Annotated in this window: 22 protein-coding genes; 15 read left to right on the forward strand and 7 right to left on the reverse strand. The window is 62.9% G+C overall.

The annotated features are described in order from the left end of the window. Positions 1 to 140 precede the first annotated feature (140 nt). Positions 141 to 590, forward strand: coding sequence for a cytoplasmic protein (locus ACTIFE_RS09485; RefSeq protein WP_439528911.1), 450 nt, complete (start codon positions 141 to 143; stop codon positions 588 to 590). Positions 591 to 628: 38 nt separating this feature from the next. Beyond that, positions 629 to 1,294, forward strand: coding sequence for a ribonuclease T2 family protein (locus tag ACTIFE_RS09490; RefSeq protein ID WP_439528912.1), 666 nt, complete (start codon positions 629 to 631; stop codon positions 1,292 to 1,294). A 108-nt stretch (positions 1,295 to 1,402) separates the two neighbouring features. Here the strand turns inward: ACTIFE_RS09490 and ACTIFE_RS09495 are convergent, their stop codons facing one another. Next, entirely contained in the window at positions 1,403 to 1,615 is a 213-nt protein-coding gene (locus tag ACTIFE_RS09495) for a hypothetical protein (protein ID WP_439528913.1), read from the reverse strand. 299 nt (positions 1,616 to 1,914) lie between these two features. On the opposite strand from ACTIFE_RS09495, the gene ACTIFE_RS09500 reads away from it, so the two are divergent. Beyond that, positions 1,915 to 2,535: a glutathione S-transferase N-terminal domain-containing protein gene (locus tag ACTIFE_RS09500; protein WP_439528914.1), complete on the forward strand. Its 621-nt coding sequence runs from the start codon at positions 1,915 to 1,917 to the stop codon at positions 2,533 to 2,535. A 43-nt stretch (positions 2,536 to 2,578) separates the two neighbouring features. On the opposite strand, the gene ACTIFE_RS09505 is transcribed toward ACTIFE_RS09500, so the two are convergent. From ACTIFE_RS09505 to ACTIFE_RS09515, 3 genes are all read right to left on the reverse strand, one after another. Beyond that, positions 2,579 to 5,782, reverse strand: coding sequence for an efflux RND transporter permease subunit (locus tag ACTIFE_RS09505; RefSeq protein WP_439528915.1), 3,204 nt, complete (start codon positions 5,780 to 5,782; stop codon positions 2,579 to 2,581). 3 nt (positions 5,783 to 5,785) lie between these two features. Then, positions 5,786 to 7,273, reverse strand: a complete 1,488-nt coding sequence (locus ACTIFE_RS09510; protein ID WP_439528916.1) for an efflux RND transporter periplasmic adaptor subunit — start codon at positions 7,271 to 7,273, stop codon at positions 5,786 to 5,788. A gap of 167 nt (positions 7,274 to 7,440) precedes the next feature. Further along, a complete protein-coding gene (locus ACTIFE_RS09515) occupies positions 7,441 to 8,115 on the reverse strand; it encodes an outer membrane protein (RefSeq protein ID WP_439528917.1) in 675 nt (224 codons plus the stop codon). Positions 8,116 to 8,471: 356 nt separating this feature from the next. Here ACTIFE_RS09515 and ACTIFE_RS09520 point away from each other — a divergent pair, with 356 nt between their 5' ends. The 5 genes from ACTIFE_RS09520 to ACTIFE_RS09540 all read left to right on the forward strand — a co-directional run bounded on the left by ACTIFE_RS09520 (position 8,472) and on the right by ACTIFE_RS09540 (position 13,636). Next, positions 8,472 to 9,239, forward strand: a complete 768-nt coding sequence (locus tag ACTIFE_RS09520) for an SDR family oxidoreductase (RefSeq protein ID WP_439528918.1) — start codon at positions 8,472 to 8,474, stop codon at positions 9,237 to 9,239. Between the two features lie 121 nt (positions 9,240 to 9,360). After that, a complete protein-coding gene (uvrC, locus tag ACTIFE_RS09525) occupies positions 9,361 to 11,403 on the forward strand; it encodes an excinuclease ABC subunit UvrC (RefSeq protein ID WP_439528919.1) in 2,043 nt (680 codons plus the stop codon). Between the two features lie 70 nt (positions 11,404 to 11,473). Continuing rightward, the gene (locus tag ACTIFE_RS09530) at positions 11,474 to 12,586 is read left to right on the forward strand and encodes an endonuclease/exonuclease/phosphatase family protein (RefSeq protein WP_439528920.1); all 1,113 of its coding nucleotides are present in this window, start codon (positions 11,474 to 11,476) and stop codon (positions 12,584 to 12,586) included. A 138-nt stretch (positions 12,587 to 12,724) separates the two neighbouring features. Beyond that, positions 12,725 to 13,324, forward strand: coding sequence for a thymidine kinase (locus ACTIFE_RS09535; protein ID WP_439528921.1), 600 nt, complete (start codon positions 12,725 to 12,727; stop codon positions 13,322 to 13,324). Between the two features lie 24 nt (positions 13,325 to 13,348). Beyond that, positions 13,349 to 13,636 (forward strand): HlyU family transcriptional regulator, encoded by a 288-nt coding sequence (locus ACTIFE_RS09540; RefSeq protein WP_439528922.1) that lies wholly within the window; start codon positions 13,349 to 13,351, stop codon positions 13,634 to 13,636. An 8-nt stretch (positions 13,637 to 13,644) separates the two neighbouring features. Here ACTIFE_RS09540 and ACTIFE_RS09545 read toward each other — a convergent pair whose 3' ends face one another. Beyond that, a complete protein-coding gene (locus tag ACTIFE_RS09545) occupies positions 13,645 to 14,349 on the reverse strand; it encodes a GNAT family N-acetyltransferase (RefSeq protein WP_439528923.1) in 705 nt (234 codons plus the stop codon). Between the two features lie 191 nt (positions 14,350 to 14,540). Between ACTIFE_RS09545 and pgsA the strand changes: the two genes are divergently transcribed. The 7 genes from pgsA to ACTIFE_RS09580 all read left to right on the forward strand — a co-directional run bounded on the left by pgsA (position 14,541) and on the right by ACTIFE_RS09580 (position 20,222). Then, positions 14,541 to 15,113: a CDP-diacylglycerol--glycerol-3-phosphate 3-phosphatidyltransferase gene (gene pgsA, locus ACTIFE_RS09550; RefSeq protein ID WP_439528924.1), complete on the forward strand. Its 573-nt coding sequence runs from the start codon at positions 14,541 to 14,543 to the stop codon at positions 15,111 to 15,113. 31 nt (positions 15,114 to 15,144) lie between these two features. Continuing rightward, positions 15,145 to 15,396 (forward strand): molybdopterin converting factor subunit 1, encoded by a 252-nt coding sequence (moaD, locus tag ACTIFE_RS09555; RefSeq protein WP_439528925.1) that lies wholly within the window; start codon positions 15,145 to 15,147, stop codon positions 15,394 to 15,396. A 1-nt stretch (position 15,397) separates the two neighbouring features. Continuing rightward, the gene (locus tag ACTIFE_RS09560; protein ID WP_439528926.1) at positions 15,398 to 15,856 is read left to right on the forward strand and encodes a molybdenum cofactor biosynthesis protein MoaE; all 459 of its coding nucleotides are present in this window, start codon (positions 15,398 to 15,400) and stop codon (positions 15,854 to 15,856) included. A 125-nt stretch (positions 15,857 to 15,981) separates the two neighbouring features. After that, positions 15,982 to 17,241, forward strand: coding sequence for a multidrug effflux MFS transporter (locus ACTIFE_RS09565; RefSeq protein WP_439528927.1), 1,260 nt, complete (start codon positions 15,982 to 15,984; stop codon positions 17,239 to 17,241). Positions 17,242 to 17,494: 253 nt separating this feature from the next. Then, positions 17,495 to 18,109, forward strand: a complete 615-nt coding sequence (locus ACTIFE_RS09570; RefSeq protein ID WP_439528928.1) for a MarR family winged helix-turn-helix transcriptional regulator — start codon at positions 17,495 to 17,497, stop codon at positions 18,107 to 18,109. Between the two features lie 3 nt (positions 18,110 to 18,112). Next, entirely contained in the window at positions 18,113 to 18,808 is a 696-nt protein-coding gene (locus ACTIFE_RS09575) for a response regulator (protein ID WP_439528929.1), read from the forward strand. Positions 18,809 to 18,929: 121 nt separating this feature from the next. Continuing rightward, positions 18,930 to 20,222, forward strand: coding sequence for an ATP-binding protein (locus tag ACTIFE_RS09580; protein ID WP_439529009.1), 1,293 nt, complete (start codon positions 18,930 to 18,932; stop codon positions 20,220 to 20,222). A 29-nt stretch (positions 20,223 to 20,251) separates the two neighbouring features. On the opposite strand, the gene ACTIFE_RS09585 is transcribed toward ACTIFE_RS09580, so the two are convergent. Further along, the gene (locus ACTIFE_RS09585; protein ID WP_439528930.1) at positions 20,252 to 20,614 is read right to left on the reverse strand and encodes a tRNA-binding protein; all 363 of its coding nucleotides are present in this window, start codon (positions 20,612 to 20,614) and stop codon (positions 20,252 to 20,254) included. Positions 20,615 to 20,688: 74 nt separating this feature from the next. Next, entirely contained in the window at positions 20,689 to 21,420 is a 732-nt protein-coding gene (locus tag ACTIFE_RS09590) for a TetR/AcrR family transcriptional regulator (protein WP_439528931.1), read from the reverse strand. Positions 21,421 to 21,512: the final 92 nt, after the last annotated feature.

Consider the following 21,512-nt stretch of genomic DNA (forward strand, 5'->3'; position numbering starts at 1 on the left):
GCACGGGTCCGGCGCTGACCGCCAGCCACTCCCTTTCGGTCTGGCAAGGGCCAGGCTGAGACGGCTTTAACCTTGACGCTGACAGAGCGCTGAGCCAAGGTCGACGCACGGCGTGAGACTTGCCGTTGGGGATTTCGCACATGTTCAGCACTCTTCGGATGTCCCACCTGTGCTTTGTGGCCTGTCTGCTGGCCACCGCTTCGGGGCTGGCATTGCCCGTCCAGGCACAGGAGCAGGTCTATTTCTCCAGCACGGCCGAGCCACGTTTGCCCGCGTGTGACAGTCCGGCCGTCCAGAGTGCCGTCGCGGGGCGGGTGGCTTCGGCGGACGCGCTCTACTACGGCGGCCGCACCATTACGGTCATCGACCGGATTGCCGAGACTGCATACAAAGCCAACGGCATCAGCCCGCTGGCCCGCCGCTTCTGCACCGGCATCGCGACCCTGTCCGATGGCAGCCGGCACACTGTCCACTACGCCCTTGTTCAGCACGGCGGCTTCGTTGGCCTGTCCTGGGGGGTCGATGCCTGCCTGAACGGCCTTGACCGTTGGTATGTGCACGATGCCTCATGCCGCACTGTTCGTCCTTGATTGCGGCGCGCGGGTTGTCACTCTGACGGGAGCGAGTAATGTTTCGATCCGGAGCCCGGCGTTTCGCCGCCGCGCTTGTCAGCCTTGTCGCCCTGGGTACGACCTGTGCCTCCGCCAACGAAGACCGGGCGGGTGACTTCGACTTCTATGTCCTCGCACTGTCCTGGTCGCCGACCTATTGTTCGGAAGCCGGATCCCGTGCCGACCCGCAGCAGTGCCGGGCCTCGCGGCCGTTCCGGTTCATCGTGCACGGTCTGTGGCCGCAAAAGGAAAGGGGCTGGCCTGACTTCTGCCCGCTTCCGCGTGACATTCAGCCCAGCCCCGAGGTCATAACCGGCATGTTCGACATCATGCCGAGCCGCGGTCTCCTGCAACATCAGTGGCGCAAGCATGGCAGTTGCAGCGGGCTGAGCCCTTCGGCCTATTTCGACCTGACGCGCGCTGCCTATGATAAGATCAAGATCCCGGCTGCCTTCCAGAACCTGCGCAACGGCGGTCGAATTGGGCCGGATGCCGTGGAAATGGCCTTTCGGTTGTCAAATCCAGGCCTGCGCGACACCGCGATCGCTGTGACCTGCACCAATGGCAAGCTGCAGGAAGTTCGGGTGTGTTTCGACAAGGGGCTGAATTTCCGGTCCTGTCGCGGTGTGGACCGTGCGGGCTGCCGCGCGCGCGTGGTCGACGTCCCCCCGCCCAGACAATAGGGCAGAGCCTGACGCACATTTGTAGAGATCGGGGTTAGCGAAGCGCTCGATTAACTGTTTTTGAGATAGGTCCGGACGCGGCCGGCTCCAAAAGTGGCAGAAACTGCCTTAGCGGGGCAGTTCAAGCTTCAGCTTGTCGTCGATATACTGGCGACGCAACCGTTCGACCCGGAGTGTCATGACCTGCACAGGACCGCTGTCGATGGCAAACATGACGTCTTTGGCCGCCTCGTGAACCGCCATGCGATAGTCATGCAGGGGCTTCTCGGCGAATGCCGGGCGCATATGCTCGAAAGAGGGGCCGGAAAGAACATAGAACATGCAGGCCAGAAGCCCGGTCTCCATGAGACAACGGGCAACCCAAAATCTGCTCCAGAGCTGTGCAACTGCCAAATCCAAGGCTCCATCCATCCGCGCCTCGGACAAGCTAGTCGCAATCCTTTAAAGAACCTTAAGACAATCCGATAGAGTTTAGCTCAAAGATCGCAGCGATTTCAGTGTATTTGGCGCTTGATGGCAGGGCCGCGCCATGCACAGTTGGGTTCCCGCCCCCGGTTCATCGCCTTCCCCAGGCCGAGGTGAACGGCCTTTGACCATTGCCCCTCTGGAGTAGCCTGCCCATGCTGATCCTTCGCTCGTCCCCCGCCTCCCCCTTCGGCCGCAAGGTCAAGATTGCTGCCAGTGTTCTTGGCCTTATCGATCGCATCTCCATCGACATGGCGGACACCACCAATCCGGAAGACATCATCCGGGTGCAGAACCCGTTGGGCAAGATCCCGGCCCTGATCCTGGAAGACGGCACTGTGCTCTACGACAGCCGGGTCATTGTCGAGTATCTGGACTTTGTCGCCGGTGGTGGCCGGATCATTCCCGCCGACCTGTCCCGGTTCGAGATCCTGCGCCTGCAGGCAATGGCCGACGGCATGAACGACGCCAGCATCCTGCAGGTCTATGAAAAGCGCGTCAGGCCGGAAGAGCGGCGTCATCCAGACTGGGTGGCCTATCAGGCTGACAAGGTCGCACGCGCCTTGTCTGCGCTGGAGGCCGCCCCGCCGCGCATGATTTCACGGCCGGATGTCAACATCGGCGAGATCGCGCTGGCCTGCGCCCTTGGCTATCTCGACCTGCGCTTCAAGGGCACCTGGCGCAGCGCCTGCCCACATCTGGAGGCCTGGCTGGGCAGCTTTGAGACGCATGTGCCGATGTTCGCCAAGACCCGGATCGAACCGGTGGAGTGGTAAGACCTGATAGGGGCAGCGGGCCAGACGGCTCGCCTTGCCCCTTCTACCCCTGACGAGGTCCGGCAGGGGTCCGCCGGCCGCCGAACGCCTTGTCACCAAGCAATTGCAAAGCCCGGCGGCCCGAACGCAAGGCCATACCCGCGTCGTGCTGGATCGCCAGCAGAGACGGGGTCAGCAGCAGCACGAGCAGCAGACCAAAGCCGAGGCCATAAGCCAGGGTGATCACGGTCGGCAGCAGGAACTGCGCCGCCCGGCTCGCCTCGAACAGCAGCGGCGCAAGGCCAAAGACGGTCGTCGCCGTCGTCAGGATCACCGCGCGCAGGCGGTCGCAAACGCCGTCAACGATCGCCTGGCGGAACGGTTTCACCGCACGATGCTCGTCAATCGTGGTCACGAGAACGATGGAATCGTTGATGATGATGCCCGCCATGCCGATGAACCCGATGATGGAGAACATCGACAGCGGCAGGCCATGCAGATAGTGCCCCCAGATCATGCCGATGGCCCCGAACGGGATCACCAGCATGATGATCAGGGGACGGGTCCAGGATTCGAAAATCCACGCCAGCGTCAGATAAATCCCCGCCAGACACAGGGACAGGCCAAGCAAGGCATCGCGCAGGAAATCACTTTCCTGCTCTGCCAGACCGCCCAGTTCGGTTTCGATGCCATAGGCGCTGGCTATCTCGGGCAGGATCCGCCCCTTCAGCGTATCCATCACCTCAACCGCCGCTGACGCATCATCCTCGGAAATGTCACCGGTGACCCGAAGGGTCCGCAGCCCGCCCTCGCGCCGCACGGACGAGAAGCCATAGTCTGCGGTTACAGTCACAACCTCGTTCAGCGCAACATATGTTCCGCCGGGAGACTTGACCCGGGTTTCATAGAGGAACGCCGCGTTGGTTTCCTCATCCGGCATGTTGACCTTGATGGTCACCGTGCGCCGGTCGAGCGGAAACTCGACCACCTCGATGCCTTCCAGGCGATCGCGCAGTTCCTTTGCAATCTGCTCGGACCGGAAGCCGAGCGCCTCGCCCTTGGGCGTCAGGCGGACGGTGAGTTCGGTCTTGTCGAAGGCCATGGTGTCTTCAAGCGCCCCGACACCCGACAGAGCTGAAAGCTGCCGCTTCAGGTCTTCGGCCGCCGTCTTGAGCGTATCGGCAGACCCACCGCGCAGGCGCACGTCGATCGCCTGGCCGCCTGGACCCGAACGTCCGCCGCGCAGCGACAGGGTCTCCAGCAGCGGCGTCGCCCTCACTTCCTTCTCCCAGTCGGAGAGGAACCGATTTGCCGAATAGGGCCTGAGATCCGGGTCGATCAGTTCGATGTCGATACTGCCCAGTTGATCCGGATCCTTGGTCTCACCAGCCCGGAACCCCCATCCGGAACTGCCGCCGACCTGGGTCAGGGCAAACAACACGGGCGCCGTGCCATACTGGTCGCGATAGCGTTCGTTCACGCTCGCCAGCGCCCGTTCCATCTCCCGCAGCATCGCCTTTGTGTCGTCGCGGGCTGCCCCGGGCATCATCGCGACATTGGCGGAGACCACTGCCCGCTCCGGCGAATTGAAGAACCGCCAGGGCACGGTGCCATCGACATAAAGGCTGAAGGTCAGCAGCAGGACCATGATACCGCCGCCGAGCACCGGATAGCGCAACTTCAGCACCAGCGCGGTAAACGGACGGAACATCCGGTCGACGAACCATTCAAAGCCCCGGTTGAAGACGCGGTTCGGCCAGTCGAACCAGGACTGTTTCTGGTTCGCTGCGGCAATCGCGTGTTTCATATGGGCCGGCAGGATCAGGAAGGATTCAATCAGGCTGGCGGCAAGCACAATGCCAACTGTGACCGGAATGTCCTGGATCAGTGATCCAAACCGGCCGCCGACGATGGCAAGGCCCGAAAAGGCGATCATGGTCGTAAGCGACGCCGCAATCACCGGGGCCGTCATCCGGCGGGCAGCAAGCGAGGCGGCATCCGTTGGTGAATATCCCCGCTTGGCCAGTTGATCCGCATGCTCGCCGACGACGATGGCATCATCAACCACGATGCCAAGACAAATGATGAGCGCAAACAGCGACATCATGTTCAGCGTCATGCCAAAGGCATACATCATGCCGAGGGTGGCTGCCATGGCCACCGGGATACCGGCGGCAACCCAGAAGGCCGTACGGGCCGACAGGAACAGAAACAGGAACAGGAGAACCAGCAGAAGACCGACGATGCCGTTTTCGACCAGAATGTTGAGCCGGTCGACAATCTCCTGCGTCCGCGTCTCCGTCAGAACGATCTGAACGCCGGCCGGAAGCGTCTGCCGCATATCTGCTACCGTCTTCTCGACCTGCGACTGGATCTTGATCGTATCGCCCTGCGCGTTGCGGTCGATACGCAACACGACAGCCGGCTGTCCTTCATGGAAATAGGCAATGCCCCGTTCGGCGCCTTCGGTGGCAATGTTGGCAACCGCCCGCAGCACCAGCGCTTCGCCGCCGGCGGGCGCCCGAATCCGGATATCACCCAGATCCGTCTCGCTGCGCCGGTCTGCCCCCGTGCGCAGCCGTGCCGCCCCATTGGCGATGTTCCCGGCCGGTGCTGCTTCTGCCTCGGTACCGATTGCGGTGGCCACATCCTGCAGCGTCAGGTCATGCCGGATCAGATCCACCTCGCGCAAGCTGACCCGGATGATCGGATCTGCGACACCGCGCACGGTGACTTTTGTAACGCCAACGCGAAACAGCCGGCTCTGCAGGTCGTCGGCGAGACGTCCGATCTGTTCGACATCAACCGGCCCGTAGATGACCACATTGGTCACCCGGTCCCGGAACCCGCCCCGCGCCACCTCCGGCTGTTCGGCGCCAGCCGGCAGGTTGGCCCGGGTCTGGTCGACAGCGGACTTCACCTCCTCCGAGGCGCGCGCCATGTCCCAGTCGGCTTCGAAGGTCAAGGTGAAGGTCGCAACGCCCTGCCGTGCGACGGTCTGGGCCTCCTCGACGCCCTCGACAGCCAGCAACGGTGGCGCCAGCACCTCCACCACACCCCGGTCCATGTCCTCGGGGCCTGCCCCTGCCCAGCGCACGGTGACGGTCATGGTCTCGTTGACCACGTCCGGGAAATACTGCGTCCGGATCTGCAGGGCAGCAAAGATGCCGGCAAGCACCATCACCATCAGCAACAGGTTCGCCGCAGTCCCGTGCCGGACCATGTAATCGAGAAATGAACCGAACTTTGCGCCGCCGGGTGTCCGCATGGCCTAGCCCCTCCGGCCGGCGCGGGCCTCGATGCGCTCGACCAGCGCTTTCGAGACTTCCGGCTGTTGCAGGGCTTCGATCAGGCGTGCCTTGCGATCCTGCGGCATCCGGCTCGCCTCCAATTGCGCCAGAAGGGCCGCACGCCGCTCCGGATCGAGGACCACCACATCGGACGGCGGTGTTACCGGTGCAGCGGAAAGTGCGGCCGGCGGGGTAGCGGTCGGGCTGGCCGGCCGCTTCTGGATCCGGATCCCTGCTCCGAGTTGCGGCAGCCGTTCGCGCACATAGTCCCGGCCGAAGGGAACGTCGCTGACGATCACCTCATCGCCGCGTCGCCGCAGGATGCGAGCCTGGAGTTCCTCCAGCCGGTCGCCCTCGCCAACAACGAGAATCCGACCATCTTCTGTGGCAGCGCTGACCGGCAAAAGTGCCACGCCGGACAAGGCCGGCTCCTCGACCTCGACCGTCACGAAATCGCCCGGACGAAACACCGTGTCGGCGGTGACATCAAGGCTGGCAAACAGCGTACGCCCGGCCTCGCCATCGCCGACGACAGCCGCGACCCGTTCCAGCAGCCCGCGAGCCTCGATCCTGCGTTCGCCGAGGGACAGAATGGCACGAACGGGTTGCGGCAACAGCCGCCCGTCATCGCCCAAAAGGCGCGAGAACTGTTCGGTCGAGACAGAGAACCGCACTTCAAGCGCGGTCGGATCAATCAGATTTGCCAGCGCTTCATTCGGCGACACCCGTCGGCCCAGGGTCACGCCAACCGTATCGAGGATCCCGTCAAACGGCGCGGTCACCGTGGACTCCGACAGGACGCGCTCGGCGTCCTGAACCGCGACCTCACCGCGCTTGACGGCGAAGTCCGTGCGTTCGATCCGCTTGCGGGCCGAGACGACCGACTGCAGGCGGTTGTTCAGGGACTGTTCGATCGAGGCCACGGCGAGCTGCTCCTGCTCGACCAGCGCCATTGTCGAATACCCTTTTTCCATCAATTGCTTCTGGCGGTCGAGCGCTTGCTTGCGCAATTCAACCTGCTGCCGGGTGGCTTCAAGCTCGCGTTCGGCCGCGCCGATCGCTTCTTCGGCTTCCGCCTTGTCGGATTGGGCATCGGCGAGATTGGCCTGGGCATCAAGCAGCCGCGACGTCGCCTCCGCCGGGTCGATCCGCAAGAGCACGTCACCGGCCTTCACCCGCGCACCGTCACGGAATGCGTCGGACATCTCGACCAGCCGGCCATCCGAAGATGCGCGCAGTTGCAGCGTTTTCCAGCTGCGAATCTGGCCATAAGCCGTGATCTGCGGTGCCACGGTGATGGCTTCGAGTGTCGCGGTATTGGCGATGAAGCTGCGCTCTGAGGGCGGCTGAAGCCGCGTCTCGCGCGGTGTCGTCATGGCGCTGTAGAACCGGTAGCTGCCAAAGCCGATAGTGCCCAGCATCACGGCAAACAGAAATAGCCCCATGATGCTACGCAGAACAAACCGCATGCCGCCTCTCCCTCATGGCTGCCTTCAGATCCGTAGTTGGCATCTTATACAGCGAACATTGCCCAAACGAGGGCGGAAAACCCTTCAAGTGGGACAACTTATCGCGAAAACAAAAAAGGCCCGGTGACAAGCACCGGGCCTTTGCGCTGCTAAGAGGGCAGCTTGTCTTAGAACTTGTAGCTCACGCCGGCGCGAATGGTCGACGTCTGGGTCTCGGTGCGGTAGCGAACCGGGCCGAGGTTGAAGCTGTCGCGGCCATAGTCGGCATAAAGATATTCGACACGAGCGGTGATGTTGTCGGTCACAGCGCCTTCGACACCGGCACCGGCAACCCAGCCGAGCTGGGTGTCATCATGCTTGCCGGTCGGAGCACGCACGGCCAGGTCGGCGATGGCCAGACCACCGGTACCATAGACCATGAAGCGGTCGAAGGTCACACCGAGACGACCACGCAGGCTACCGTTCCAGTTGGAGCTGGTGCGGACGTTGATGCCATTGGACACGCGGCTCTTGTTGTAGTCGGTGTACTGCAGGTCGGCTTCGACACCAGCGATGAAGTTCGGGAAGATCTCATGGTTGTAGCCACCATGGATACCGAGACCGACGCCATTCGTTTCAGCCTTGAACTTGCCGGTTGCTGCGGAGTCGGTACGGAACTTTGCCCAGCCCCATCCGAGGTTGCCACCGAAGTAGAACCCGGACCAGTTGAAACGGGAATTGTCGACCGGCGCGCTGTAGTCGGCTGCCGGATAGGACGACTGCGGAAGGTCGGCCGCAAACGCCTGGCCGGAAACGGCGGCGAGAACGGCGAGGGAGACGCCGGCTGCTGCAAGACGCTTCATGATCATGCTCCACACATTACTGTTACGAACAAAAAATGGTCACCTGAAGAAGGGACCGCGCCGAGACAGTGTATGGCGGCAATCCCCAACCTCACCCGCATTCAGGTATGGGCTCGATTTGTGTCCGAAAAATTAGCGGAATGAGGAGAAACCGTGGCGCGAACGGGGTATCTTTCGGCATGGTTAGGGCTTGGTTAATGCCCTGAAACCTCAGGATTCGAGCCGTCTCGATGGTGCTTCGGGAGCATGGTCCCGATGCCCCGGAAGCCCGGACCCCAGTTCTGATCCGGCAACCGACTGCACAGCGTATGGCATGCACAAAAGCCAAAATGCTGGACACGCGAGAAAGAAACCCCATGACCTCATCCACCGGAACCGTCCTGATCACCGGGGCGTCAAGCCGCATTGGCGCTGCGATTGCACAGGACCTCGCTGCCCATGGCTGGGCCCTTGTCCTGCACGCCCATACCGGTCTTGCCCGGGTCGAGGAACTGGCCCGGGCGATCCGTTCCGGCGGTGGCACCTGCGCGATCATTGCCGCCGACCTCACCCGGTCAGATGGCCCTGGGGACCTGATGCGAGAGGTCGCCAGCCTGCCCCTCGGCCCGCTGTCATGCCTTGTCAACAATGCCTCGATCTTCCAGCCCGATGAACTCGGCGCGCTGGACGAGGCCCTGTTCGACCGGCATTTTGCCATCCACGTGAAGGCCCCGCTGTTTCTGACCGACGCATTCGCACGCCAACTGCCGGATGGACACGACGGCCTTGTGGTCAACCTGATCGACCAGCGGGTCTGGAAGCCGACCCCCAAGTTCATGTCCTATGCCCTCTCCAAAAGCGCTTTGTGGGAACAGACCCGGATGGCCGCCCAGGCGCTGGCCCCGCGGATTCGGGTCAATGCCATCGGGCCCGGCCCCAGTTTCCGCAACGAACGGCAAAGTGAAGCGGATTTCCGCAGGCAGCAGGAGGCTGTGCCGCTTCGCCGTGGCCCGGCACCCGAGGACTTCGGCGCGACCGTGCGCTATTTCTGGGCCGCACGATCCGTCACTGGCCAGATGCTGGCACTTGATGGCGGACAGCACCTTGCCTGGGAAACCGCCGACGTGGTGGGCGTCGGCGAGTAAGCATCCACCGGTCCAATAGCCGGCGACGTCTTCGGCTTTGGGGAGATCCGGTATAGTCTCGACGTTCTGCCCTGAAGATTCGCGGTGGCCACAAAGCCCGCCGGCGCAAGCGATTGTAGTCATGTCCAGCAGCCGTTCCCGATCCGACACGCCCGAAGAGGCCGAGGAAGTCGTTGAAACCGTCCAGCCCACCGTGAACTTTCTGGCGGCTGACACGGAGAACGCGACGGGCCTAGTCGGTGTCGAGGTCATTGCCGATGTGGTGAAGCGCCTGCCGATGGGGCCTGGCGTTTATCGCATGCTCGATGTGAACGGCGATGTCCTTTACGTCGGCAAGGCGCGCAGCCTGAAGAAGCGGGTCACCAACTACACCCGGCTGCAGGGGCAATCGAACCGGATCATGCGGATGATCATGGCGACCGCCGCCATGGAGTTCGTGCTGACACGCACGGAAACCGAAGCGCTGCTGCTTGAAGCCAATCTGATCAAGCGCCTGCGCCCGCGCTTCAACGTGCTTTTGCGCGACGACAAGTCGTTCCCCTATATCCTGATCACGGGCGACCATGCCTCTCCGGCGATCGTCAAGCATCGCGGCGCCCGTCGGCGCAAGGGCGACTACTTCGGCCCGTTTGCCTCGGCGACGGCCGTCGGCCGGACGATCAATGCGCTGCAGAAGGCGTTCCTGATCCGCAACTGCACCGACAGCTATTACGACAACCGCTCAAGGCCCTGCCTGCTGTACCAGATCAAGCGCTGTGCAGGCCCCTGCACCGGCGAAATTTCATCGCAAGGCTATGCTGACCTTGTCGGCGAAGCGAAGGCATTCCTGTCCGGCAAGAGCCAGCTGGTAAAGCAGCAGTTGGCCGCCCATATGGAGGCCGCCTCTCAGCAGCTCGATTTCGAGCACGCGGCCGTCTACCGCGACCGGCTGGCGGCGCTGTCGCATATCCAGGCGCACCAGGGCATCAATCCGCAGACCGTCGAGGAGGCGGACGTGGTCGCGATCCATCAGGAAGGCGGCCAGACCTGCGTCCAGGTGTTCTTCTTCCGCACCGGCCAGAACTGGGGCAACCGGGCTTACTTCCCCAAGGCTGACAAGTCGCTGGAAGAGGCCGCCGTTCTGGAAAGCTTCCTTGCCCAGTTCTACGATGACAAGCCCGCCCCCCGACTGATCCTGCTGTCGCACGAGATCGAGGAGCAGGAACTGCTGGCGGCCGCCTTGAGCGAGAAGGCCGAGCACAAGGTCGAGATCGCCGTGCCCAAGCGCGGCGAGAAGAAGGATCTCGTCGACCACGCCATGACCAACGCCCGCGAGGCGCTGGGGCGGCGGCTGGCGGAAACCTCGAGCCAGGCCCGTCTCCTGGAAGGCGTCGCGGAAGTATTCGGTCTCCCGGCCACGCCGCGCCGCATCGAGGTCTACGACAACTCGCATATCATGGGCACCAATGCGGTCGGCTGCATGATCGTCGCCGGACCGGAAGGCTTCGCCAAGGGCCAGTACCGCAAGTTCAATATCAAGTCCGAGACGATCACCCCGGGTGACGACTTCGGCATGATGCGCGAGATGCTGACGCGGCGCTTCAGCCGGCTGCTCAAGGATCACGCCAGAACGCCGGTCGAGAGCGAAGAGAGCGCGAGCGAAACACAAGCGGTGCTTGAGTTTGCAGCTGGTGGCAACGATGAAGACGACGACGGGTTGCCCCAGGCAGACATGCCGGCATGGCCGGATGTTGTGTTCATCGACGGCGGCCTCGGTCAGCTCAATGCGGTGCGGGAGATCCTGACCGAGCTCGGCATCACGGATGTTCCCCTCGTCGGCATCGCCAAGGGGCCGGACCGGGATGCGGGCCGGGAGAAATTCTTCATGGAAGGACGGCCGTCCTTCATGCTGCCGGAACGCGATCCGGTGCTCTATTTCGTCCAGCGTCTGCGGGACGAGGCGCACCGCTTCGCCATTGGCACCCACCGCGCCAAGCGGTCAAAGGAGATTGCGAAAAACCCGCTGGATGACATCGCCGGCATCGGACCGACGCGCAAACGCGCGCTGCTGCGCCACTTCGGCACCGCCAAGGCCGTCTCCAAGGCAGGGATCGAGGATCTGATGGCGGTCTCTGGCATTTCCGAAACCGTTGCCCGGCTGATCTACGATCATTTCCATGACTGACCTTGCATGTTAAACGGACCGGGGAACCGCGCTGCAGCGCAGCAAGAAACAGGCCGGAGACTGACCACCCATGAGCACAGCACCGGCTCGCCCATCCCGTCTTCGCCGCACCGTCAAAGCGCTGTTCCGGCTTGCGGCCTGGACTGGCCTGCTGCTCGGCCTGCTGATGGCGTTCCTGTCGGTTCTCCCCTTTGTCGCACCGGACTTCTGGTTCGCCGACAACATGAGCTTTTTCCTGCCGCAGCTTCTCATCGGCGGGGCACTGGCCCTTTGCGGCGCACTCGCCTGCCGTCTGGTTGCGCGCCGCCGGCTGAAGGGCAGTGTCTTTGCGACCTTTGCGCTGATCGTGGTCCTGTGTCTGGTCACGGGCACGGCATTGACCAGTCTGCGCACCGCGAGTGTCCAGGCGCTCGGGCGGAGCGGGCCGGCCAGTGCAAACGGTGAACAAGGCACACCGTTCCGCGTCGTCTCGATCAACCTGGAAATGCGCTATCTGGGCGACCCGGGCTTCATGGGATATCTGGAGAACCTGAACGCCGAAGTGCTGGTGTTCCAGGAAACCAACTGGCGCCAGCAGCTGCACTACCGCGAAAAAGTGATGAAGGAAACCGGCCCGCTTCCCGGCCTTGGACCTTATTCCACCCAGTTTCGTGTCGGCGACCTCGGCAGCATCGTCTTCTTCTCCCGGCATCCGATCCTTTCCAGCGAGAGCATTCGCATCGATGATGTCTGCGGCCATGGCCGTTGGGGGCAACGCGAGATCCTGCGCATCTCGCTGGATGTGGCAGGCAAGCCGGTGACCTTTGTCGCACTCCATCCGGAAAGCCCGCGCACGCCTTGCCGTTTCGAGGCCCGCCAGGCCTATTACGCTGCCCTTGGGCTGGAACTGGCACGGCTCAGTCGCGACAGCCGAGATCCGGTCATTCTTGCCGGTGACTGGAACATGTCACCCTGGTCGGCTCATTTCAGCCAGTTGCTCGAAGCCGGCGGCTTGAAGACCCGTTTCCCGTCCTTCATGCCGGTCATCACCCGCTTCTTCTTTGACTACCGGTTGAGCTGGTTCCTCGGATCGGCGGTCGACCATATCGCGGTCTCGCCGGACATCGCGATCACGGCGGTCGCTCTTGGCCCCGATATCGGCTCCGATCACGTTCCCCTTATTGCCGACCTCCAGTTGCCCTGACGCTGTCCGCTTCGCGATCCACAGCAAAGTCCGGCACAGGCAGAAGACGCGTTGAGCCGGCCGGCCCGAGCGGCAAGAGTGACATCCGACAGGCACGCGATTCTTCGCCACCTCTGGAAAAACTCTGCCGGAAAGCCAATGGCCAAGCTCTATTTCAACTACTCGTCGATGAACGCTGGCAAGTCGACAGTGCTGCTGCAGGCCTCCTACAACTACGTCGAACGCGGCATGAACACGCTGCTGATGACTGCAGCGGTCGATGATCGCGCCGGTGTCGGACGCATTTCATCGCGCATCGGCCTGACGGCGGAAGCCGACATCTTCCAGTTGGACGATGACCTCTACGAGCATATCCGCAAGGCGCATGAAAGCCGGCCGGTCGATGCCGTCTTCGTCGACGAAGCGCAGTTCCTGAGCGAGGCACAGGTCTGGCAACTTGCCCACGCCTCCGACCGGCTCGGTATGCCGGTGATGTGCTTCGGCCTCAGGACCGACTTCCAGGGCCAGTTGTTCCCTGGCAGCAAGGCGCTGCTCGCCCTGGCCGACAGCCTGAAGGAAATCAAGACGATCTGCTGGTGCGGCCGCAAGGCAACCATGGTTGCCCGGCTTGACGGCGCCGGCCGGATCGTCGAGGAAGGAGAGCAGGTGGTGATCGGCGGCGAGGATGCCTATGTCTCGCTGTGCCGCCGCCACTGGGTCGACAAAGATCTGGGACAGGGACCGGGCAAACCGGCCTGACCCGTCAGCAAGGATTAAGGGACCATGCTCGGCAAATTGTTCGGATCGCTGTTCAAGTCGGGCGAGCCCAAGGCTCCGGAAGGCCCGACCGCTCAGGAAGACTACAAGGGCTTCCTGATCCTGGCCGAGCCGCGCCAGGTCGGCGGCCAGTGGCAGATCGCCGGCCGCATCCTCAGGGAAAAGGACGGCGTGGCACAGGAACACGTCTTCATCCGCGCCGATCAGTTGCCGACCCGTGAAGAAGCCGCCGAATTCATGCTGCGCAAGGCACGCAGCATGATCGACCAGCAGGGCGACGGTATCTTCCGCTGATAAGGGCCTCAGCCCGCGCGGCACGCTGCCAATCGCCGCAACTGCCGGCCTTCAGCGTCAAAGTTTGACGGATCGAGCCAGGCCTCGAACCCCGCCTTCAGCTTCGGCCACTCTGTCTCAAGGATCGAGAACCAGGCCGTGTCCCGGTTTCGCCCCTTGTAGACCATCGCCTGACGAAACGTCCCCTCATAGGTGAACCCCAGACGTGTCGCGGCGCCGCGTGAGGCGGCGTTCTGATCGTCGCATTTCCACTCGTAGCGGCGGTTGCCAAGATCCTCGAAGGCATGGCGCATCATCAGATACATCGCCTCCGTCGCCAGTGCGCCTCTCTGCAGCGCCGGGCTGTAGCTGATGTGGCCGACCTCGATGCTGCCATTGGCCGGATCGATCCGCAGAAAGCTGGCGACCCCGACCGCCTTGCCGCTCTGCAGGTCGAGAACCACGTAGAACAGTGGATCTCGTCCGGCCGCCAACGGACCATAGAAGGCCTCGAAGGCAACAAGATCGGCAAAAGGGCCATAGGCAAGATAGGTCCAGTTCCGACCGACCGCGTCCGCCTGATAGGCGTCGAAAAGCTCCTTCCCATGGCGGGACAGGTCCAGCCGCTCCAGCCGGCAGAAGCGGCCCTCCAGCACCCGCCCGTCGGGAACACGAGCACCGGCCCAGTTCGCAACGGGACTGCCGACAGGCAGGCCGAGATCCGACAATGGCATGACACACTCCTGTGATTTCCTTTGAGTTACATAGCGGCAGAACCGGCCCTGCAAAAGAACCGCGCCCTCTCAAAGCAGGGAACCAGTTTCCACCAGGCGCGCCGATGCCGGACCTGGGTGCGTTGACACCCGCGCCCTGCACATGCTTGTGTCGCCCGGATCACCCTGCCCTCACAGTGACTGAGCCCTTCATGGCCCGAAACGTTATCCTCAGCCTGCCGAACATCCTGACCTACGCACGGATTCTGGCGATCCCGGCGGTCGTGGCCTGCTTTTACTTCGACGGAAACACCCCGCGCTGGGTCGCCCTTGCCATCTTCATCGCGGCAGCCGTGACCGATTTCTTCGATGGCTATCTCGCCCGTGCCTGGCAGCAGCAATCGGCCCTTGGCCGCATGCTTGACCCGATCGCCGACAAGCTTCTCGTTGCCGTCTGCCTGATCCTGCTCGTCGACAAGGGCGATATTGGCGGCTGGTCGCTGATTGCGGCCATCATCATCCTGTGCCGGGAAATCCTTGTCTCCGGATTGCGGGAGTTTCTCGCCGAACTGCGGGTCAGCGTCCCGGTGACCAAGCTGGCCAAATGGAAGACCACATTCCAGCTGGTCGCCGTCGCCTTGCTGGTTGCGGGTCCTGCCGGTGAGACGGTTCTGCCCGGCACGATGCTCGCCGGCTTGATCGCCCTGTGGATTGCGGCCATGCTGACGCTTTACACCGGATATGACTATTTCCGCGCCGGCATCGGGCATCTCATCGACGAATAGCCAACCGGCACCCGGACAAGGACGCCAAACCATGCTGATCCGCTATTTTGCCTGGGTGCGCGAGCGCGTTGGCCTCGATCAGGAGACGGTGGACCTGCCGCCTTCAGTTGAGACAGTCGCCGATGTGATCGCCTGGCTGCAGACCGTCGATGATGCGCATGGCCATGCCTTTGCCGATGCCGACGCCATCCGGGCTGCGCTCGACCAGGTGCATGTCGAGACGGATGCCACCATTGCCGGCGCCCGCGAGATCGCCTTTTTTCCTCCGATGACGGGGGGCTGACATGAGCCCGCGCCTGGTCGTCCGTGTGCAGCCCGAAGATTTTGACCCGGCCAGGGAAGCCGCCCTGCTGACCCATGGCCGCACCGATGTCGGCGCGCTCGTGACCTTCACGGGCCTTTGCCGCGACGAAAGCGGCCGTCTTGCCGCGCTGGAACTCGAGCATTTTCCGGGCATGGCCGAAGCACAGCTGACGCGGATCGCCGAAGATGCGCTCGTGCGCTGGCCTCTCACTGGCCTGGTTGTCCTGCACCGGCATGGCCGGATTACGCCCGGCGAGAACATCGTTTTCGTCGCTGCAGCCTCTTCGCATCGGCAAGCGGCTTTCGAGGCGGCCGACTTTCTGATGGATTTTCTCAAGTCCCGCGCGCCGTTCTGGAAGAAGGAAATCCCGGCCAGCGGCACGGGCGGTGACTGGGTTGACGCACGCGACAGCGACGAGGCGCGACTGGCGCGCTGGTAACGCCATCTCGTCAGTCCCAGCCTTGACGACGCCACAAAACTGACCGACTGGTCTATTCTGTCCATCTGCCGCTGCCTTGCGGCGCGTTGTCCTTTCCCCGCCCGCAAGGGCTCCCGAGGTATCCCATGACTGACCCGATCCGGCCAACTGGCCCGGATGCACGGCCGCATCCCGGCCTCTCCTTCCTTGAATTCGTCATCATGATTGCCGCCTTGATGGCGCTGAATGCGCTGGCCATGGACATCATGCTGCCTGCTCTGCCGGACATCGGCAATGCACTGAACATCGAGCATGAGAATGACCGGCAGCAGATCCTGATCGCCTATCTTGTCGGCTTCGGCGGCGCGCAATTGCTGTTCGGGCCGCTGACCGACCGGTTTGGCCGACGCAGCATCATTCTGGGCAGTCTCGGCCTTTATGCCGCCGCCAGCTTTCTTGCCCTCGTCAGCCAGTCGCTGGATGGCCTGCTTGTCGCGCGCCTGCTGCAGGGCGTCGGTTGCGCCGGGACCCGTGTCGTGGCCGTATCCGTCGTTCGCGATTGCTATTCCGGGCGGCGGATGAGCCAGGTGATGTCGCTGGTCATGATGATTTTCATGGCCGTGCCGATCGTCGCCCCCTCCATCGGCCAGGCGATCCTGCTGGTCGCCGACTGGCACTGGATCTTCAGCACACTCCTGATTGCCGGATGCATCATGCTGCTCTGGTCGGCCATCCGTTTGCCGGAGACCCTGCCCACCAATCAGCGTCAGCCGCTCAAGCTGCGGCCGGTGCTGCGGTCCTATGGACGGGTGGTCAGCAACCGCCTCAGCATTGGCTACACACTTGCAACCACAGCCATTTTCGGTGCGCTGTTTTCCTTCATTTCGATGGCGCAACAGATCTATGTCGACATCTTCGGGCTGGGCGTTTGGTTCCCGGTGGTTTTTGCCGGCGTGGCAATCACCATGGCCTGCGCGTCGTTCATGAACTCGCGTCTGGTGACGGTCATCGGCATGCGCCGCCTGTCGCATGGCGCGATCCTCACCTTCATCGCCTTCGGCCTGCTGCAATGCCTGATGCAGGCCACCGGCTTGCAGAACCTGACCCTGTTCACGATCTGCATGGCGATCAATATGGCGTGCTTCGGCTTCATGGGCGGGAATTTCAACTCCATGTCGATGGAACCCCTGGGGGACATTGCCGGCACCGCCTCGTCGGTCATCGGCTTTACCACGACCCTCGGCGGCGCGATCCTCGGTTTCATCGTCGGGCAGCAGTTCAACGGCACGCTCTGGCCGATCGCCATTGCCTGCGCCGGCTATGGCATCCTCGGGCTGGTCTTCGTGCTGATCGCGGAACGCGGAAAACTGTTCCAGACCCAGCATGCACCGAAGCCGGGAAGCTGACGCCGCACGTTCTTCGCAGCGTCGTCCACATCGCCCTGGACCTGAGCAGACCCGTGGCGCCGGTCCATCTTTCCGGCTGCGGCTTTGCGCCCTGGCGTAACAATCGGTATCCTGATGTGACGAGACGCCGGCAGGCATTTTTCGTAGGAACCCTGTCGAAGCCGCTGGCACAGCACAAGCAATTGGCATTGCAGACAGTTGAACCTTTCGTCCGGCGTCGAAACTGGCAATACTCGGTTCAGGCAAAATCGACATGGCTGACGTGGATTTCATGACCCTGACCAGTTTCACCAGCCCCGCGCTGGCCAAGGCCGAGACAACACGGCTCAACAGCATCCGCGACGATCAGGACGCTGCTGAGGGCATTCCCCCGTATGACCTGATCGAACTGCTTTTTTTTGCCTATCGAGACTTCACGGCAGACCCGGACACTGTCCTCGCCGACTTTGACTTCGGCCGGGCGCATCACCGGGTGCTGCATTTTGTCGACCGCAATCCGGGCATCCGGGTCACCGATCTGCTGGCGATCCTGCGCATCACCAAGCAGAGCCTCGGACGGGTCCTGAAACAGCTGGTGGATGAGGGGTTCATCGACCAGCGCCCCGGCCCCCTCGACCGCCGGCAGCGGCTGTTGCACACCACTGAAAAAGGACAGGCATTGGCCGGAAAGCTTGCCGCAATGCAGGCCCGGCGCATCGACGCGGCCATTGAAGCCCTGCCCGACACAGGCGCGGAAGTTGTCCGCCGGTTCCTGTTCCAGATGATCGATCCCGACCTTCGGCCAGAAGTCGGCCGCATGCTCGGGCCGGCCGCCCTGTGCCGGGTGCAGGACGCCGCAAGGCAGGTTGACGACAGCAGGGAGACCTAGATCATGCCCAAAGCCCCGGACGACAATGCGCCGCATCTCCTGCTCGTCGACGACGATAGCCGGATCCGCGAGCTGCTGGGCCGGGTTCTGCGTGAGGACGGTTACCGCGTCACGACGGCTGCCAATGCAGCGGAAGCGCGACGCTGCCTGACCGGCCTGGATTTCGATCTTCTGATCCTCGACATCATGATGCCGGGCGAGAGCGGGCTGGACCTCGCCGCGTCCCTGCGGCACGACAGCCCGGTTCCGATCATCATGCTGACGGCCCGCTCGGAAGCGGAAGACCGGATTGCCGGGCTCGAGGCAGGCGCGGATGATTATCTGCCCAAGCCGTTTGAGCCGCGAGAGCTGATGCTGCGCATTGCCGCCATCCTGCGCCGGGGCGGTCCGCGGCGCAGCGAACGGGCGGCTGAGATCCGTTTCGGCCCCTTTACCTATCTGACCGAACGCGGCGAATTGCGACGCGGCGACGATCTGATGCGGCTGACCGACCGGGAGAAGCAGATCCTGAACATCTTTGCCGATCAACCGGGCGCCACCGTCCCCCGTCACAAGATCGTCGGCGACGACAGCGGTCTCGGCGAACGGACGGTCGATGTGCAGATCAACCGGCTCCGCCGCAAGATCGAGGACGATCCGGCAAATCCGGTCTACTTGCAAACCGTGCGCGGGATCGGTTACCGCCTTGCCTGTGACTGATGCCGACAAAGCCGGCTCCGGCGAACCTGCTGAAAAGGCTACGAAAACCGGCCTGTTCCAGTCCGGTCTCCTGCTCGCCGGCACGCCTTACCGCCTGCTGGCGGGCGGCCTGTACCGCTACATGCCGAAAGGGCTCTACACCCGGGCACTGCTGATCATCGTCGTGCCGATGGTCGTCCTGCAATCTGTCCTCGCCTTCGTTTTCATGGAGCGCCATTACCAGCTCGTCACCAACCGGCTGTCTGAAGCGGTGGTGCGCGAGATCGCGGCGGTGGTCTATGCCCTTGAAAACTATCCGCAAGATGCGGACTTTCGGCTGATCGAGGAGATGGGAAGCCGCGCACTGGACATGACGGTGAGCGTCCTGCCGCCTGAACCGCTGCCGCCACCACGCCCCAAGCCCTACTTCGACCTTGTCGATCACAATCTCAGCCGCGAAATCTCGGAGCGAATCGGCAAGCCGTTCTGGATCGATACGATTGGCCGGTCCCGCTTCGTCGAACTGCGCATTCAGCTGAAGGACAAGGTGCTGCGCGTGGTGACAAGACGCAGTCAGACCTATGCCTCGAACTCGCATATTTTCCTGGTCTGGATGATTTGCACATCGCTCGTGCTCATCGTTATCGCCATGATTTTCTTGCGCAATCAGATCCGACCCATCGAGCGTCTGGCCAATGCAGCGGAGAGTTTCGGCAAGGGCCGGCCAATCGAGGATTTCCGCCCGAGCGGCGCCCGCGAGGTTCGGCGAGCCGCCCAGGCCTTTATCGAGATGCGCCGCCGGATCGAGCGCCAGCTCGAACAGCGGACCACCATGCTGGCCGGTGTCAGCCATGACCTGCGCACCATCCTGACCCGTTTCCGCCTGCAGCTTGCGCTGTTCGGCGACACGCCGGAGACGGCGGGCATGAAGCGTGACGTCAATGAAATGAAGCATATGCTGGAAGACTATCTCGCCTTTGCCCGGGGCGACGGCGGCGAGACTGTCGAAGGGACCGACATGTCCCTGATGCTGGAAGAGCTTGAAGAAGAAGCAGAAATCATTGGGGCGGCAGCGCGGTCCACCTTCACCGGGGACCCGGAAGTGCTGCTCCGGCGCCATGCGGTGAAGCGCTCTCTGATGAACCTGGTTACAAATGCCGCAAGGCACAGCGCCAGCGTCACGATCACCGGTCGTCATGCCGATGGCTGGCTGACCGTGACGATCGACGACGACGGGCCGGGTATTCCTGCCAACGAACGCGAGAATGTGTTCCGCCCGTTTTATCGGCTGGACGAGGCCCGCAACCAGGACGAAGGCGGCAGCGGGCTGGGATTGGCGATTGCGCGTGATATCGCCCGCAGTCATGGCGGGGACATCCAGCTGGAAGACAGCCCGCTTGGCGGCCTCAGAGCCCGGTTCCGGATCCCGGGTTAACAGCTCAAGTCATTGAAGCGAAAATAAATTCAGTAAAGACGGCCACCCAACGGAACGTCCTTGTCCGGCACGATCAGCACGACCTCGCCGTCCCTGTCCGGCACACCCAATGTCAGCACCTCGGACATGACCGGTCCAATCTGGCGCGGCGGGAAATTCACCACCGCCAGAACCCGGCGGCCGATCAGACTTTCCGGGGTGTAATGCCTGGTGATCTGGGCCGAGGAGCGTTTCACGCCGATATCCGGGCCGAGATCGATGCGCAGCTTGTAAGCCGGCTTGCGGGCTTCGGGGAAGGTTTCAGCCTCGACGATCTGGCCGACACGAATGTCGACCTTGAGGAAATCATCAAAGCCGATCAAAGCCGACGGGCTGTTGGCAGACGTGGACATGTCAGGAACCGGCTCCGCTGGAGGGACGTCCAACCTGCCTGCTCAATTCTGAAAAAACAAGCACTCCCTGTGGCTTAGGCCATCGGAGCGGTTGCCTCGTCGCCAACGTCTGCAGCCGTGTCGCCGCCGTCCTCCTGACGGCGCGCCCGCCGGGCCGCACGTTTTTCGGCAAGTCGGCACAAGCCCCGAACAACCGGGCGGGCGAGCCTTTCCAGACCATCGACCCGCTGCATCCAGCCTTCGCCGCGATCAAGTTCCTTGTCGAGAGCAGCCATGGTGCGCGGCAGGCCGGTGTCTTCTTCTTCCAGGAACACATCGACCACACGGGCAAAGGAAATCGCCAGTCCCTGCAAGGCGATAGGCGCTTTCAGACCGGTCAGTTCCAGCCCTGCGGCAGTCAGCATCCAGCGGTGCGAGCGCAGCGCCAACCCGTTCACGGAGAGGGCAAGACCTGGATCCCGCATGACCGCTTTCCTGAGATTTTTCAAGCTCTTGCGGTAAGGCATCAAGGCATCGACGCGCGCCATGAGCACATCGAACAGGCGATCGCGCGCCGGCTGGTCGTCCATCTCACCGTCGAGATCATCCAGCACCTTGCGGTCGATACGGGCGGTGAAGGCTGCCAGTACATCCAGTTTAGATGCCACGACACCGCGCAGGTCGCCGAGGCTCAACCCGGCCTCCCGGGCAATTTGCGGCAGGGTTATGTCTTTGAAATCATGCGTTTCCAGCAAACGGAACATCGCGTCCACCACCTGCTCGCGCGGATCGATTGCAGCGGCCTTGGCCGTTTTTGCAGCAGACATCGGCTCATCTCCTCGCCATGGACAACAGGGGCTCCCTGTCCTTCAATGTAGGTAGTCGCCGTGAAAAGGCAAAGACAGCTGTCGCCGCAGGG

The organism is Pannonibacter sp. (genome assembly GCF_051860505.1).
Classification (GTDB): Bacteria; Pseudomonadota; Alphaproteobacteria; order Rhizobiales; family Stappiaceae; genus Pannonibacter.